The following is a 15,666-nucleotide window of genomic DNA, read 5'->3' as shown; positions in this document are numbered from 1 at the left end:
TGTTTCGCGCAATCAGGCCCGCGAGCTACACCCGCCTTATTGCGTATAACACCCTGTCTTCGGCTACTTGAGTGGAAAGAGGGAAAAGATGGCAAAGCAAACCCCACTGTACGACCAGCACGTGGCGTGCGGTGCGCGCATGGTTGATTTTCATGGCTGGATGATGCCGCTGCACTATGGCTCCCAGATTGATGAACACCACGCCGTGCGTCAGGATGCCGGCATGTTCGATGTCTCCCATATGACCATCGTGGATCTGCACGGTGCTCGTACCCGTGAATTCCTGCGTTACCTGCTGGCGAACGATGTCGCCAAACTCACTCAATCGGGTAAAGCGCTGTATACCGGCATGCTGAATGCGTCCGGCGGCGTGATCGACGATCTGATCGTCTATTTCTTTACCGAAGACTATTTCCGCCTGGTGGTGAACTCCGCCACCCGCGAAAAGGATCTGGCCTGGATCGAACAGCATGCGGCTCCGTTCAACGTTGAGCTGACGGTGCGTGACGATCTGGCGCTGGTTGCGGTGCAAGGCCCACAAGCCAAAGAGCGCGCCGCCACCTTGTTTACCCCAGAACAGAAGCAGGCTGTGGAAGGCATGAAGCCGTTCTTCGGCGTGCAGGCGGGGGATCTGTTTATTGCTACCACCGGCTATACCGGCGAAGCGGGCTATGAAATTGCCCTGCCGAAAGAGCAGGTGGTGGATTTCTGGCAGAAACTGCTGGCAGCCGGGGTGAAACCTGCCGGCCTGGGCGCCCGCGATACTCTGCGCCTGGAAGCCGGTATGAACCTCTACGGCCAGGAAATGGACGAAGGCGTTTCACCGTTAGCCGCCAATATGGGCTGGACCGTTGCCTGGGAACCGCAGGATCGTCAGTTTATCGGCCGTGAAGCGTTGGAACAGCAGCGTGAAAAAGGCACCGAACAACTGGTCGGCTTGATCATGACGGAAAAAGGCGTATTACGTAATGAGCTGCCGGTACATTTCACCGATGCGAACGGTCAACCCCAGGTTGGGGTGATCACCAGCGGTTCTTTCTCACCGACCCTGGGCTTCAGCATTGCGCTGGCAAGGGTTCCGGCCGGTATCGGTGAGCAGGCTATCGTACAGATCCGCAACCGTGAAATGCCAGTGAAAGTCTGTAAGCCAGGTTTTGTACGTGCCGGTAAGTCACTGATCAATTAGTTTTTATTCTTCGAAGGAGTAGCAGGCCAATGAGCAATGTGCCAACAGAATTGAAATACGCCACCTCCCATGAGTGGGTGCGTGACGCAGGCAACGGCGAATACGTTGTTGGTATCACCGAACACGCGCAGGAACTGCTGGGCGATATGGTGTTTGTCGATCTGCCGGAAGTCGGCACCACGGTTTCCGCGGGTGATGACTGTGCCGTCGCAGAGTCGGTCAAGGCCGCTTCCGATATTTATGCGCCCATCAGCGGTGAGATCATCGCGGTTAACGGCGAACTGGAAAGCTCCCCGGAGCTGGTCAACAGCGAGCCATACGGCGAAGGTTGGCTGTTCCGCATCAAGGCGTCCGATGCGGCAGAGCTAGACAAGCTGCTAGATGCGGGTGCTTACCAGGCCTCCATCGACGAATAATCACTATCACGCCCCACCACCCTGTGGGGCGTTTTGCAGTTCAGGCTATATCCCGTACCCCGCAAGCATTCAGGAATTTGTAGCAATGACTCAGACACTCAGCCAACTTGAACACAGCGAAGCGTTCATCGAGCGCCACATCGGCTCTTCCGCAGAGCAACAGCAGCAGATGCTGGAAGCCGTGGGCGCTCGCTCACTCAGCGCGCTGATCCAACAGATTGTGCCAGCCGATATCCAACTGCCAGGGCCTCCGCCGGTAGGCGATGCGGCCACGGAACATCAGGCGTTGGCCGAACTGAAGGCGATTGCCTCACAGAATCAGCGCTACAAATCCTATATCGGTATGGGCTACAGCGCGGTGCTGACGCCGCCGGTGATCCTGCGCAACATGCTGGAAAACCCAGGCTGGTATACCGCTTATACCCCTTATCAGCCGGAAGTGTCGCAAGGCCGCCTTGAGGCGCTGCTCAACTTCCAGACGCTGACCCTCGATCTGACCGGGCTTGATCTGGCCTCTGCCTCCTTGCTGGATGAAGCTACCGCTGCCGCAGAAGCGATGGCGTTGGCCAAACGTGCCAGCAAACTGAAAGACGCCAACCGCTTCTTTGTGGCTGACGATGTGCACCCACAAACGCTGGACGTGGTACGTACCCGTGCCGAAACCTTTGGTTTTGACGTGATCGTTGATAAACCGGCGAAGGTGTTGGAGCTGCAAGGCGTGTTTGGCGTACTGCTGCAACAGGTTGGCACCACCGGTGAGCTGCACGATTACAGCGCCCTGTTGGCAGAGCTGAAAACGCGCAAAATCATCACCAGCATGGCTGCCGATATCATGGCGCTGGTGCTGCTGGCAGCACCGGGCAAGCAAGGTGCCGACGTGGTATTCGGTTCTGCGCAACGCTTCGGCGTACCAATGGGCTACGGTGGCCCACACGCGGCGTTCTTTGCCTGCCGTGACGAATTCAAACGCTCGATGCCAGGCCGTATTATCGGGGTATCACGCGATGCTGCCGGCAATACTGCGCTGCGCATGGCGATGCAAACCCGTGAGCAACATATCCGCCGCGAAAAGGCCAACTCGAATATCTGTACCTCGCAGGTGCTGCTGGCCAATATCGCCAGCCTGTATGCGGTGTACCATGGGCCACAAGGCCTGCAACGTATCGCCGGGCGTATCCATCGCCTGACCGATATCCTGGCCGCTGGCCTGCAACAAGCGGGTCTGACACTGCGCCATAAAACCTGGTTCGACACGTTGACCGTGGAAGTGAAAGACAAAGCGGCGGTGCTGGAACGCGCGCTGGGCTTCGGCATCAACCTGCGTACCGATATCCACGGGGCAGTCGGCATCACGCTGGATGAAGCCACTTCCCGTGAAGATGTGCAGACGCTGTTTGCCCTGTTGGTCGGCGATAACCACGGTTTGGATATCGATGCGCTGGATGCTGCCGTGAGCAAAAACAGCCAGTCGATCCCTGCGGCCATGCTGCGTAAAGATCCGATCCTCACGCATCCAGTGTTTAACCGCTATCACAGCGAAACCGAGATGATGCGTTATATGCACCGTCTGGAGCGTAAAGATCTGGCGCTGAACCTGGCGATGATCCCGCTGGGCTCCTGCACCATGAAGCTGAACGCCGCTGCGGAAATGATCCCGATCACCTGGCCTGAATTCTCTGAACTGCACCCGTTCTGCCCACCAGAGCAGGCCGCAGGTTATCAAGTGATGATTGGGCAGCTTTCCCAATGGTTGGTGCAACTGACCGGTTACGATGCGGTGTGCATGCAGCCCAACTCGGGCGCTCAGGGTGAGTATGCCGGTTTGCTGGCGATCCGTCGCTACCATGAAAGCCGCAACGAGGCTGGGCGTAATATCTGCCTGATCCCAAGCTCGGCGCACGGTACCAACCCGGCTTCTGCCCAGATGGCGGGCATGGGCGTGGTGGTTGTGGCCTGTGACAAGAACGGCAACATCGATCTGCACGATCTGCGGGTGAAAGCCGAGCAGGCCGGGGAAGCCTTGTCCTGCATCATGGTGACCTACCCGTCAACCCATGGCGTGTATGAAGAAACCATCCGCGAAGTGTGCCAGATCGTGCATCAGTTTGGCGGCCAGGTTTACCTGGACGGTGCCAACATGAACGCGCAGGTGGGGATCACCACGCCGGGCTATATCGGTGCGGACGTATCGCACCTCAACCTGCATAAAACCTTCTGTATCCCTCACGGCGGTGGCGGTCCAGGCATGGGACCTATCGGCGTGAAGTCTCACCTGGCGCCGTTTGTTCCAGGCCACAGCGTAGTGCAGATTGATGGCGTGACCACCCAGCAGGGCGCGGTTTCTGCTGCACCGTTCGGCAGCGCCTCTATCTTGCCGATCAGCTGGATGTATATCCGCATGATGGGCGCGGAAGGGCTGAAGCAGGCCAGCCAGGTGGCGATCCTGAATGCCAACTACATCGCAACCCGCCTGAAAGACGCTTATCCGGTGCTGTATACCGGCCGCGATCACCGCGTGGCGCACGAATGTATTCTGGATATTCGCCCGCTGAAAGAAGAGACGGGTATTAGCGAAATGGATATCGCCAAGCGTCTGATCGACTACGGTTTCCATGCGCCGACCATGTCGTTCCCGGTGGCAGGCACGCTGATGGTTGAACCGACCGAGTCGGAAAACAAAGTGGAACTGGATCGCTTTATCGATGCGATGCTGGCTATCCGCAGCGAGATTGACCGCGTGCAGCAAGGCGAATGGCCACTGGAAGACAACCCATTGGTTAACGCACCGCACGTGCAGGCGGAACTGGTTAACGACTGGCAGCATGCTTACAGCCGCGAGCTGGCGGTATTCCCGATAGCTGGCGTGCGTGAGAATAAATACTGGCCGAGCGTGAAGCGCCTGGATGATGTCTACGGCGATCGTAATCTGTTCTGCTCTTGCGTACCGATGAGCGACTACGAATAACACTATCTTGCCAAAATGATGCTCGAGGGACACGGCATGAAGCCGTGTCCCTTTTTTATTGCAGCACCGCAGCAATTGCGCTTCACTGATTAATCTACCGTCGAGCAGCAAGTTGCCTGACTTGCTTGCGTAAATACCCGCTATCGTTTCTGATCTCAATAGCAAGGAACAATAATGACAAAAGTAGTGTTAGTGACCGGTGCCAGCCGGGGCATAGGCCGCGCGACGGCATTATTATTGGCCCAGCAGGGCTATGCGGTGGGCGTCAATTATCTGCGTGATAGTGCTGCTGCTGAGTTAGTGGTGGCGCAGATCCGCCAACAGGGTGGCAAGGCGATGGCTCTGCAAGCAGATATCGCCGAGGAAGCGGAGGTGGTGGCGATGTTTGCCGAACTGGCAGCCACGTTGGGGCCAATTGATGCACTGGTCAATAACGCAGGTATTCTGTTCCAACAGGCGAGCATTGAGCAACTCACCGCCGAGCGGATCAATAAGGTGCTGACGACTAACGTCACCGGGTATTTTCTCTGCTGCCGCGAAGCGGTAAAGCGCATGGCGCTACGGCATGGTGGGCAGGGCGGATCGATCGTCAACGTTTCTTCCGCTGCGTCGCGACTCGGGGCTCCGTGGGAATATATTGACTATGCGGCGTCAAAAGGGGCGGTGGATACGTTGACTACCGGTCTGGCGTTGGAAGTGGCGGCACAGGGGATACGCGTCAACTGTGTAAGGCCAGGTTGTATTTACACCGAGATGCATGCCAGCGGAGGAGAGCCGGGGCGGGTAGATCGGGTGAAGTCAGCGTTGCCAATGCAGCGGGGTGGTCAGCCAGAGGAAGTGGCGCAAGCTGTTGCCTGGCTGCTTTCCGATGCGGCGTCCTACGTCACTGGCACTTTTATCGAAGCCGCTGGCGGGCGTTGAATCAGCAAGGGCGCCATCGGCGCCCCTCATCGATTACTTCAGCCAGCCTTTACGCTGTGCATCCTGCAAATGCTGCTCCAAATGTTGCCACAGCTCGGGATGGATATCGGCAATCATCGTATTACGGTCCAATACCTGTTGCAGGCTGATATCATTCTCTACCCAGCTCTGACCGCCGTTGTGCAGGTTCATCAGCATTGGCATGCAGCGATCCAGCACCAACGCGAAGCGGGCATCGGCGCTTTCGCCTGCTTCATACTCCTGCCACAGCGCGGTGAAAACCCCACGTTGTGGTTCCGGCAATATCCCGAATAATCGTTTTGCCGCCGCCACTTCCTGGTCGTGGATCGCCGCTCGTGCTGCCAGATCGTAAACCATGACGTCACCGGCATCGATCTCGACGATATCGTGCAGCAGGGCCATCTGGATCACGCGCTGAATATCCACCTCATCGCTGGCATAAGGGGCCAGACTCAAGGCCGCAATGGCAAAGTGCCAACTGTGCTCGGCCGAGTTTTCCTGACGCTGGGTGCCCATCACCTTGGTACGGCGTTGCACGCTTTTAAGTTTGTCGATTTCCATCAGAAACTGGATGGTTTGAGTCATGGAGCCAAAGTCTAACGCGGGTACAGCGGATGACATGGTACGAACCTCGAGGTGAATGATGGGATACCCGCCGTCTTCCAGCCGTAACTGAAATCCATAGGGTGCAAAGCATATCGATTGTAGCCCAGCAGGCTGAGGATTTCGATGTTAGCGTGGTGTTACAAGCGCTCACAGTTTTATTTTAGCGTACACGTGTACACTGGAATCGTTCTCAGTTAATCTCATTTGCAGTTAATTCGCACAATATGCGTTGTTTTGAGGGGTTGCGCTTTATGGGGAAAAAGGACGAAGTGAAAGTCGGGGCAGACCAGTTGCCCGCCACGGCTTATCCATGGGCAGAGGAAATTGCCAACAGCATCAGCCACGGTATCGGCTTGGTGTTTGGGATTGTCGGCCTGGTGCTGCTGTTGGTTCAGGCGGTAAACGACGGCGCTGGGGTAACGGCCATCACCAGCTATAGCCTGTATGGCGGCAGTATGATCCTGCTGTTCCTGGCTTCCACGCTGTACCATGCTATTCCACATCAGAGAGCCAAGCACTGGCTGAAAAAATTTGACCACTGTGCCATCTACCTGCTGATCGCCGGAACCTATACGCCGTTCCTGCTGGTGGGGCTGGACTCACCGTTGGCGCGGGGGCTGATGGTGGTGATCTGGGGGCTGGCGCTGTTCGGCGTGATTTTCAAACTGGCATTTGCGCACCGTTTCGAGGTGTTGTCGCTGGTGACCTATCTGACCATGGGCTGGCTATCACTGATCGTGATCTACCAGTTGGCAATGCGCCTGGAAGTCGGAGGGGTAACTTTGCTGGCGGTAGGGGGCGTGGTGTACACGCTAGGGGTGATTTTCTATGCCTCGAAACGCTTCCGTTTTGGCCATGCGATCTGGCACGGTTTTGTGCTCGGCGGCAGTGTGTGCCACTTCATGGCGATCTACCTTTACGTATAACCCGCTCATCTGTTGTCGATATATTGCCAAAGCGTTTCTTTTGGGTTAAAAAGAGGCGCTTGTTTCTTTCGGGTATCCAGCAAGCCTTAGCTTTATTTCTGAGCCCGCCAAACCCCTCGCTTTCAAGTCGCAGGGGGTTGGCTGCGCTTGCTGCTGGCTGACCTGCATCTTGAGATCTATGGGGTATTTGCACCTTCCGGTGCCTTTAATCATTACCCAGGACTCTTCACTATGATCGTACGTTTATCCAAAGCCCTGCTGGTTTGTGCTATCGCGCTATTTGCCTCACTGGTAGCTTTTGGCAATATCACCGATTACGACACCAACTTTGCCTTCGTACGCCATGTTTTTATGATGGATACGATCTTCCCTGATGCCACTATCACCTATCGCTCCATCCAGTCGCCATGGCTGCATCAGGTGGGGTATATCGGCATTATTGCGTTGGAAACCCTCACCGCGATTTTGTGCTGGATTGGGGGGATCCGTCTGCTGCGCGGCCTGAAACTGCCTGCGGCCAGCTTTAACCGGGCCAAGACCTTTGCCATTGCAGGGTTGACGTTAGGCTTCCTCACCTGGCAGGTGGCCTTTATGTCGGTTGGTGGCGAGTGGTTTGGCATGTGGATGTCAAAACAGTGGAACGGTGTGCCCGATGCCTTCCGCTTCTTTGTCACTATTTTGCTGGTGCTGATTTATCTGGTGCCGCGTGATGGGGAATTGGACGAATAACTCGTCTGGCCGCAGGCGCGATGCCTGCGGCCAAACCACTTACTTTTCTTCCGCCAGTGAGTAAGGCAGAGGCTTGATGGCGAGCTGGCTGCTGGCGTCATCGCGTACGCGCAGCACGCTGTCCGCTTCCAGATCGTTATTCATCACCACCTGCACCCACAGCGTTCCGTCAGCCAGCGAGATTGCCGCCAGCACGGTGCCGGTGCGGCGCCAGTTGTCACCCAGCTTCAACTCCAGATCGTCACCTGCTTGTGGAACCTGGCTACCTTTACCTTCCAGCCAGTACAGGGCGCGCTTGTTGGCTCCCCGGAACTTGGCGCGAGCCACCATTTCCTGCCCGGTGTAGCAGCCTTTGCTGAAGCTGATCCCGTCCAGTGCCTGTAGATTGGTCGCCTGAGGGATCAACTGCGCACTGTTTGCTGCATCAATCACCGGATAACCGGCCTCAATATCCAGTGCCAGCCATTGGCGACTGTCGTTCAATTCAGCCTGACCTTCCAGCTTTGAAGCTAGCAGAGCGGCGGTTTCTGCCGTGGTAATCAGCACAAAACGTTCTGCTGGCAGCGCAAAGTGCAGCAAGGTGGTATCGCCATCTTGCACCACTTGGTGTTCTGCATCCGGCAGGGTGCTAAACACCTTCGCCAATGCGGCCCGCGCCTCAAGGCCAGCGAGGCCCAGCAGCACCGCATTGCTGTCTGCCGCGATGGTGATTTTGGAGAATACCGCGTATTTCTTTATTTCCGCCAGTTGGCTTTCCAGCACGCTGCGACGCTCAAGATAGGCAAAGCCTTCACCGCGGTGGAATAAACGCAGGTTGCTCCACATTTTGCCTTTGGCATCGCAATGGCCGCACAGCACGTGTTGATCGGCCGCCAGTTTGTCGATATCGGCCGTTACCTGGCCCTGAAGATATTTTACCGTGTCTGGCCCGCTCAACTGCACCATGGCCCAATCTTCCAGTGAGATCAGCGTCAGTGGCAGATGGGAAGAGGCGGAAGGTTGACGGGGTGGAAAAGGAATATTGAACGCCATAATCGGTTCCTGCTGCATGTTTAGCATACCTGTTGGGGTTGCTACCATGGTAAAAGAGGTGGCTGGCTTTGCAAACAGTTATTACCAGGCAGCGCTTTTTTTGACATTTTACGTTTTGTTGGGTGAACGCCCTTCCCGGCGAGTATGTCAAATTGTTACTCTAGGCGCTTACGGCCAACGAAACCCAATTGCACCCAAATCGTTGGCTGACGGAATTAAATTGCGCGCGCGTTGCCATACCAAGTGTCGGTTGCCCAAGAGCATGGCAAGCCATGCCGAAAAGAGGTTAGTCATAACAACATGGATATTAATAATAAAGCACGTATTCACTGGGCCTGCCGCCGCGGCATGCGCGAGTTGGATATCTCGATCATGCCGTTTTTCGAACATGAATACGATACGCTGAGTGATGCAGACAAGGCCGTATTCATCCGCTTGCTCGAATGTGACGACCCCGATTTGTTCAACTGGCTGATGAATCATGGCGCTCCGCAGGATCAAGATCTGCAGAGAATGGTGTCCCTGATCCAAATGCGAAATAAAGCCCGTGGCCCTGTGGCGATGTGATGTCCGCGTTTCCTGGCGTACCCAGTTAGTCTCGTTGCTGACTCACGGCCTGCTGATTTTGCTGATCCTGATCGCCCCTTGGCCGGAAGGCTATGGCCCGATCTGGTTGGTGCTGTTGACGTTGGTGGTGTTTGAGTGCATTCGCAGCCAAAAGCGCATTGCATCCAGGCAGGGAGAACTGCGGTTGCTGGCTGAACGCCGGATTGAGTGGCATGGCCGAGAATGGCTGATGGTGAACAAGCCCTGGATGCCTGGGTTCGGTATTTTGCTGTCGCTTCAGCAGATCGACGGCAAGAAACGCCATCGGCTGTGGTTGGCTTCGGATTCCATGAGCAAAGCGGATTGGCGCCAACTGCGTCAACGGTTGTCGTTTGAACCATCCGCTACCGACGAGGACGTATAATGAAACCGCTGCTTTGGCTGGTAGAAGACGAGCCCAGCATTGCGGATACGCTGATTTATACCCTGGAGAGCGAAGGCTTTCAGGTGCGTTGGTTTGAACGTGGCGAGCCTGCTTTGCAGGCTCTGCAACAGGGCTTACCGGCGTTGGTGATCCTCGACGTCGGCCTGCCCGATATCAACGGTTTTGAGCTTTGCCGTCGGCTGCTGGCGCAGGCGGCGGATTTACCGGTCCTGTTTCTTACCGCTCGCAGCGGCGAACTCGATCGCCTGATCGGGCTGGAAATCGGTGCCGATGACTATGTAGCCAAACCCTTCTCCCCGCGTGAGGTCAGCGCCCGCGTGCGCACGATCCTGCGACGTTTACACAAGCAGCAGCGCTTGCAACAGCCTGCCCTTTATCATTTTGGTGCCTTTAGCCTGGATGAAGAGGGAGCCACGATCTGCTATCACCAACAGCCGCTGCCGCTGACCCGCTATGAATTCTTGTTGCTGAAAACCCTGTTGCAAGCGCCTGGCCGGGTGTTCTCCCGCCAGCAGTTGATGGACATCGTTTGGGCCCAGGCGGAAGAGAGCCTGGATCGTACCGTCGATACCCATATCAAAACGCTGCGTGCCAAACTGCGGGCGATCGATGCCGCAGAACCCCCTATCCATACCCATCGTGGTTTAGGCTATAGCGTGAGCCGCCAGCCATGAGGATTGGCCTGCGCCTGCTGTTGGGCTATTTCCTGATTGTGGCGGTGGCGGGCTATTTCGTGCTGAGCATTTTCGTGCAGGAGGTCAAACCTGGCGTACGGCGTGCCACCGAAGGCACGCTGGTGGATACCGCCAATCTGCTGGCACAGGTGGCGCGGCTGGATATGAGACATGGGGATGCGGCAAAAGGTCAGTTGGCACAGGCTATCGCCCAGCTTAATCAGCGGCCGATCGGGGCCAATATCGCCGGGATCCGCAAAGATAGGAACGAATATCGTGTCTATCTTACCGATGGGCGCGGCAAGGTGATTTTCGATTCCTCAGGCCAGGCGTTGGGGCAGGATTACTCCCGCTGGAACGATGTTTATCTGACATTACGTGGCCAATACGGTGCGCGCAGCACCCGGACGATTGCCGATGACGAGAGCAGTTCGGTGATGTACGTGGCCGCACCGGTGGTGGAGCAAGGGCAGATTATCGGCGTGTTGAGCGTCGGCAAGCCCAACAGCACCATGGCACCTGTGATCCGCCGCAGCGAGCGGCGTATTTTGCTGGCGGGCGCGGTGCTGCTGGGGATTGCGCTGGCGATCGGGCTGGGCTTCGTCTGGTGGATTAACCGTTCGATCAACCGCCTGGTGCGTTATGCAGATGGAGTGGCGCACGGCGAGGCGGTGCCATTACCACGCATGGGCAGCGTTGAGCTGACCCAACTGGCGCAAGCGCTGGAAAGCATGCGCATGAAGTTGGAAGGCAAGGCCTACATTGAACAATATGTGCATACCCTGACACACGAGTTGAAAAGCCCGCTGGCGGCGATCCGTGGCGCGGCGGAACTCTTGCAGGAATCACCGCCTCCCGCGACGGCCAAACGCTTTTTGACCAACATCGAACAGCAGAGTGCCCGCATTCAGCAATTGGTCGATAAGTTGCTGGTGCAGGCGCAGTTAGAAAGCCGGCCCGGTTTGGAACTGGCTGCGGTAGCGATGGTGCCGTTAGTCCGGCAGATTATCGCGGGTAAAGAAGCACAGGCGGCGCAGCGTGGTGTCACGATTGAATTGGGGGCGTTAGCGGAAGCATCGCTGACTGGAGATGCCTTTTTGCTGGGGCAGGCGCTGAGCAATCTGTTGGATAATGCCCTGGATTTCACCCCTGCCGGTGGCTCGGTCAGTATCAATGGCGAGCGGTTGGAGCATCATTACCAGCTCACCCTTTGCGATACTGGCAGCGGCATACCCGACTATGCGCTGGATAAGGTATTTGAACGCTTCTATTCGCTGGCACGGGAAGATAAACCCAAGAGCAGCGGCCTGGGCCTGAACTTCGTGCAGGAAGTGGCGCGCCTGCATCGTGGCACCATCCGTTTGCAAAACCTGCAACCCACAGGCGCGAAGGCCATCCTCACTTTACCACTCTGAATACAACTTATTGCCCGCACTTCACCTTCCCTTCACATAACCACATTCTGATTTCACTTGCCGACTTTATCGTAGCGACATTACCTACAAGGAGTCTGCCACGATGTTTAAATCGGTACTGTTTTGGAAAATAACCACTCTGCTGGGATTGATGATCCTGATGATGATCCCGGTGGGTATGCTCATGGATGTGGTACAGGAACGTAGCGGCTATCGCCAGAGCGTAGTGGGGCAAGTGAGTGAAAGCACCAGCCGGGCGCAGCGTATTCTTGGGCCAGTGATCGTGATCCCGTACACCTTCCGGGAAGAGAAGAAGAACGAAAAAGGCGAAATCAAGATAGAGACCACTCGCTATCAACGCTTTGTTTTGCCCGAATCTTTGGTGGTCAATGGCAAGCCCAACGTTGAGATCCGTAAGCTGGGTATCTACCAGACTCAGGTGTATCAGGGGCCACTGGATTTCCAGGTGAAATTCGGCCAACCCGATCTGGAGGATTTGCAGCATAGCAACATTACGATCGGCCAACCCTTCCTGATGCTGTCATTGAGCGATTCTCGTGGTATCAAAAGCATCTCTGCCCTCAACGGCATTCAACAGCAGGCCAAGTTTGAGCCGGGTACTTTGGTCAGTGGGCTTTCTCAGGGGATCCATGCACCGCTGGCCCTGGCCTCGTTGCAGAAAGAAGGGCTGACGGCGGATTTCACCCTAAACCTGGCGGGGACCAGCAGCTTGTCATTGGTTCCGGTGGGGCGTAGTTCCGAGCTGCTATTACAAAGTAACTGGCCGCATCCGAACTTCCTCGGCAACTTCCTGCCGGATGAGCGCAAGGTGACCGATAGAGGCTTCTCTGCCCGCTGGCGCAGCACCTGGTTTGCCAACAATATCAATAGCTCATTCATGTATGATAACGGCATCATGGAAGAGGAAAAGCTGCCGACCTTCACGACGAGCCTGATCGAACCGGTCGATCACTATCAACTGACCGAGCGGGCGGTGAAGTATGCGGTGCTGTTCCTGGGGCTGACGTTTATGGCGTTCTTCCTGTTCGAAACCCTGACCGGGCTGCGGGTGCACCCGATCCAGTATCTGTTGGTGGGGGCGGCGCTGGTGCTGTTCTATCTGATCCTGCTGGCTTTCTCGGAACATCTGGGGTTCGACGTGGCCTACCTGCTGGCAAGCGTGGCCTGCAGTGGACTGATTGCCTTCTACCTCAGCGCCGTGCTGCGCGGGATGCGCCGTGGCATGCTGTTCGCCGCCAGTCTGCTCCTGCTGTATGGCATTCTGTATATGCTGTTGCAGTCGGAAGATAACGCACTGGTATTAGGGTCGGTGCTGCTGTTCGGGGTTCTGGCGGGCATTATGCTGCTGACGCGTAAGCTGGACTGGTATCAGGTGGCCGATCCGACTCGCTTGAAGGGTAATATTGCCGAGCCAGAAACCGCTGAGACGCCAGCCAGTAATGGCGAGAGCCGCTTCAGGTTGTGGAAATAAAGACGTTGTTGGGCGCGATATCGCGCCCAATTTCGTTACAGCAGCGGTTCCATCTCCAGCAGGATCTGTTCACACCACTGTTGCAGACGCTCTTCGCTCAGGTCGTATTGGTTCACCTCATCCAGCGCCAGGCCAACAAAGTGTTTGCCGTCGGCGCTGAGCGGTTTGGGGCTGGTAAATTCAAACCCGTCAATCGGCCAGAAACCGATAAACTGCACGCCCTGTGGGGCAAGCTGGTCGTGCAACATCCCCAGCGCATCCAGGAACCATTCGCCATAACCCAACTGATCGCCCATTCCGTACATGGCGACGATCTTGCCTTTCAGGTCTAGTTCAGTCAGTTGCGGCCAGATCGCTTCCCAATCCTCTTGCAGCTCACCAAAATCCCAGGTTGGAATACCCAGGATCAGGATGGAATAGTCTTCCATCAGCTTGGGAGAAACGTCTTTCAGGTTGTGCAGGTCGACCAGGTCTTCACCCAGAATCTCACGGATTTTTTCTGCTGCCATCTCGGTGTAGCAGGTGCTGGAGCCGTAAAACAGACCAATCTTCATGTTTAAACCATTTATAATGCCGTAGGTAGAATTGCAACGAGTATACCTTAAGGCATAATGCCTGTGGCAGAAACGTAACCAAGAGAGGACCGCGTGCAACAGCAAGACAGTGCGCTGATTGAGCAATTCCTGGATGCGTTGTGGATCGAACGCAATCTGGCAGAGAATACGCTGGCCTCTTATCGGCTCGATTTACAGGCGCTGGCCGGTTGGCTGGCTCTCAACAACCGCAGCCTGTTACAGGCCGAAGCGTTGGACTTACAGGCCTTCCTCGCCGAACGGGTGGAGGGAGGATACAAAGCGACCAGTTCAGCCCGGTTGTTAAGCGCGATGCGCCGCCTGTTCCAATATCTCAACCGTGAAAAAATGCGGGCAGATGACCCCACCGCGTTGCTGGCCTCGCCCAAATTACCGCAGCGGTTACCCAAGGATCTGAGCGAAGCGCAGGTTGAGGCCTTGCTACAGGCACCTTGCGTCGATCAACCGTTGGAGCTGCGTGACAAGGCTATGCTCGAAGTGTTGTATGCCACCGGGTTGCGTGTGTCGGAACTGGTGGGGTTGACCATCAGCGATGTCAGCCTGCGCCAGGGCGTGGTGCGGGTGATCGGTAAAGGCAACAAAGAGCGCCTGGTGCCGTTGGGTGAAGAAGCGGTGTACTGGATTGAAAATTATCTGGAACACGGCAGGCCCTGGATGCTGAACGGCCAGACGCTGGATGTGCTGTTCCCCAGCAACCGCAGCCAACAAATGACTCGCCAGACGTTCTGGCATCGGATTAAACACTATGCGATCCTAGCGGGTATCGACAGCGAACGGCTGTCTCCGCATGTGCTGCGCCACGCTTTCGCCACCCATTTACTGAACCATGGGGCCGATCTTCGTGTCGTACAGATGTTATTGGGGCATAGCGACCTCTCAACCACACAAATTTATACTCATGTAGCCACTGAAAGATTGAAACAGCTACATCAACAGCATCACCCGCGCGCCTGACGCGCAGGGATCGAAAGGATTGGAAGAATGAAAAAAGGTTTAATGCTGCTCTCCCTGCTGGTGGCTTCGGTTACCGGCGCGGCCCATGCTGACGATGCAGCCATTCAGAAAGCACTAGGTAGCCTGGGCATTAAGCAGGCAGACGTGCAACCCTCACCGGTCGCCGGTTTGAAAACCGTATTGACCGAAGGCGGCACGCTGTATGTGACGGAAGATGGCAAGCACGTGTTGCAAGGGCCGCTGTTTGACGTCAGCGGCGGCGAGCCGGTTAACGTGACTAACCAACTGTTGATGACCCGTCTGGAAGCGCTGAAAGATCAGATGATCGTCTACAAAGCGCCGAAAGAGAAACACGTGATCACCGTGTTCACCGATATCACCTGTGGCTATTGCCACAAGCTGCACGAGCAGATGAAAGAGTACAACGATCTGGGGATCACCGTGCGCTATCTGGCGTTCCCGCGTCAGGGGCTGGAATCTCAGGCAGAGAAAGATATGCGTTCCATCTGGTGTACCGCAGACCGGGCTAAGGCCTTCGATGCTGCCATGAAGGGCGACGCGGTGTCTCCGGCAACCTGCAAAACCGATATCAGCCAGCATTATGCGCTGGGCGTTCAGTTTGGTATCAACGGCACCCCGGCTATCGTGCTGAAAAACGGCATGGTTGTCCCTGGCTACCAAGGGCCGAAAGAGATGGCCGCGATGTTGGATGCGCATGCAGCCTCCGCAGCCACGAAATAAGTCA

General features: G+C 56.2%; 16 protein-coding genes. 13 read left to right on the top strand and 3 right to left on the bottom strand.

Annotated features, from left to right (window positions below):
* Positions 1-88 precede the first annotated feature (88 nt).
* The 4 genes from gcvT (at position 89) to KGP17_RS21735 (ending at position 5,488) form a co-directional block, all read left to right on the top strand.
* Complete coding sequence (gcvT, locus tag KGP17_RS21750; RefSeq protein ID WP_059201694.1) at positions 89-1,186, top strand: glycine cleavage system aminomethyltransferase GcvT; 1,098 nt, start codon at positions 89-91, stop codon at positions 1,184-1,186.
* Between the two features lie 29 nt (positions 1,187-1,215).
* The gene (gene gcvH, locus KGP17_RS21745; protein WP_021806203.1) at positions 1,216-1,602 is read left to right on the top strand and encodes a glycine cleavage system protein GcvH; all 387 of its coding nucleotides are present in this window, start codon (positions 1,216-1,218) and stop codon (positions 1,600-1,602) included.
* Positions 1,603-1,687: 85 nt separating this feature from the next.
* Entirely contained in the window at positions 1,688-4,567 is a 2,880-nt protein-coding gene (gene gcvP, locus KGP17_RS21740) for an aminomethyl-transferring glycine dehydrogenase (RefSeq protein WP_094981475.1), read from the top strand.
* A gap of 174 nt (positions 4,568-4,741) precedes the next feature.
* On the top strand, positions 4,742-5,488 hold the full coding sequence (locus KGP17_RS21735) for an SDR family oxidoreductase (protein WP_094981476.1): 747 nt from the start codon (positions 4,742-4,744) through the stop codon (positions 5,486-5,488).
* Positions 5,489-5,521: 33 nt separating this feature from the next.
* On the opposite strand, the gene KGP17_RS21730 is transcribed toward KGP17_RS21735, so the two are convergent.
* A complete protein-coding gene (locus KGP17_RS21730; protein ID WP_094981477.1) occupies positions 5,522-6,130 on the bottom strand; it encodes an HD family hydrolase in 609 nt (202 codons plus the stop codon).
* Positions 6,131-6,366: 236 nt separating this feature from the next.
* Between KGP17_RS21730 and KGP17_RS21725 the strand changes: the two genes are divergently transcribed.
* Positions 6,367-7,041: a hemolysin III family protein gene (locus KGP17_RS21725; RefSeq protein WP_037375710.1), complete on the top strand. Its 675-nt coding sequence runs from the start codon at positions 6,367-6,369 to the stop codon at positions 7,039-7,041.
* A 231-nt stretch (positions 7,042-7,272) separates the two neighbouring features.
* Positions 7,273-7,770: a DUF2165 family protein gene (locus tag KGP17_RS21720; RefSeq protein WP_021806198.1), complete on the top strand. Its 498-nt coding sequence runs from the start codon at positions 7,273-7,275 to the stop codon at positions 7,768-7,770.
* 39 nt (positions 7,771-7,809) lie between these two features.
* On the opposite strand, the gene ygfZ is transcribed toward KGP17_RS21720, so the two are convergent.
* Complete coding sequence (ygfZ, locus tag KGP17_RS21715) at positions 7,810-8,802, bottom strand: tRNA-modifying protein YgfZ (RefSeq protein ID WP_037375809.1); 993 nt, start codon at positions 8,800-8,802, stop codon at positions 7,810-7,812.
* Between the two features lie 300 nt (positions 8,803-9,102).
* On the opposite strand from ygfZ, the gene sdhE reads away from it, so the two are divergent.
* The 5 genes from sdhE (at position 9,103) to creD (ending at position 13,374) form a co-directional block, all read left to right on the top strand.
* Positions 9,103-9,369 (top strand): FAD assembly factor SdhE, encoded by a 267-nt coding sequence (gene sdhE, locus KGP17_RS21710; protein WP_021179805.1) that lies wholly within the window; start codon positions 9,103-9,105, stop codon positions 9,367-9,369.
* Positions 9,350-9,772 (top strand): protein YgfX, encoded by a 423-nt coding sequence (locus KGP17_RS21705; RefSeq protein WP_021179806.1) that lies wholly within the window; start codon positions 9,350-9,352, stop codon positions 9,770-9,772. Before sdhE ends, KGP17_RS21705 begins: the two co-directional genes overlap by 20 nt.
* Complete coding sequence (gene creB / locus KGP17_RS21700) at positions 9,772-10,467, top strand: two-component system response regulator CreB (RefSeq protein ID WP_021806195.1); 696 nt, start codon at positions 9,772-9,774, stop codon at positions 10,465-10,467. The genes KGP17_RS21705 and creB overlap by 1 nt, the downstream gene beginning before the upstream one ends.
* Positions 10,464-11,882 (top strand): two-component system sensor histidine kinase CreC, encoded by a 1,419-nt coding sequence (gene creC / locus KGP17_RS21695; protein WP_179251827.1) that lies wholly within the window; start codon positions 10,464-10,466, stop codon positions 11,880-11,882. Before creB ends, creC begins: the two co-directional genes overlap by 4 nt.
* Before the next feature lie 103 nt (positions 11,883-11,985).
* Positions 11,986-13,374, top strand: coding sequence for a cell envelope integrity protein CreD (gene creD, locus KGP17_RS21690; protein ID WP_021806193.1), 1,389 nt, complete (start codon positions 11,986-11,988; stop codon positions 13,372-13,374).
* Positions 13,375-13,409: 35 nt separating this feature from the next.
* Here creD and fldB read toward each other — a convergent pair whose 3' ends face one another.
* Complete coding sequence (gene fldB / locus KGP17_RS21685) at positions 13,410-13,928, bottom strand: flavodoxin FldB (protein WP_021179810.1); 519 nt, start codon at positions 13,926-13,928, stop codon at positions 13,410-13,412.
* A gap of 93 nt (positions 13,929-14,021) precedes the next feature.
* Between fldB and xerD the strand changes: the two genes are divergently transcribed.
* Both xerD and dsbC read left to right on the top strand, forming a co-directional pair.
* Positions 14,022-14,921: a site-specific tyrosine recombinase XerD gene (xerD, locus tag KGP17_RS21680; protein WP_021179811.1), complete on the top strand. Its 900-nt coding sequence runs from the start codon at positions 14,022-14,024 to the stop codon at positions 14,919-14,921.
* 27 nt (positions 14,922-14,948) lie between these two features.
* Positions 14,949-15,662 carry a bifunctional protein-disulfide isomerase/oxidoreductase DsbC gene (gene dsbC / locus KGP17_RS21675; RefSeq protein WP_021806191.1) on the top strand — a complete coding sequence of 238 codons (714 nt, stop codon included), beginning with the start codon at positions 14,949-14,951 and terminating at the stop codon, positions 15,660-15,662.
* Positions 15,663-15,666: the final 4 nt, after the last annotated feature.

The organism is Serratia sp. JSRIV001, assembly GCF_019968745.1.
Lineage (GTDB): Bacteria > Pseudomonadota > Gammaproteobacteria > Enterobacterales > Enterobacteriaceae > Chania > Chania fonticola_B.
This window is presented reverse-complemented; position numbering and strand designations above follow the sequence as displayed.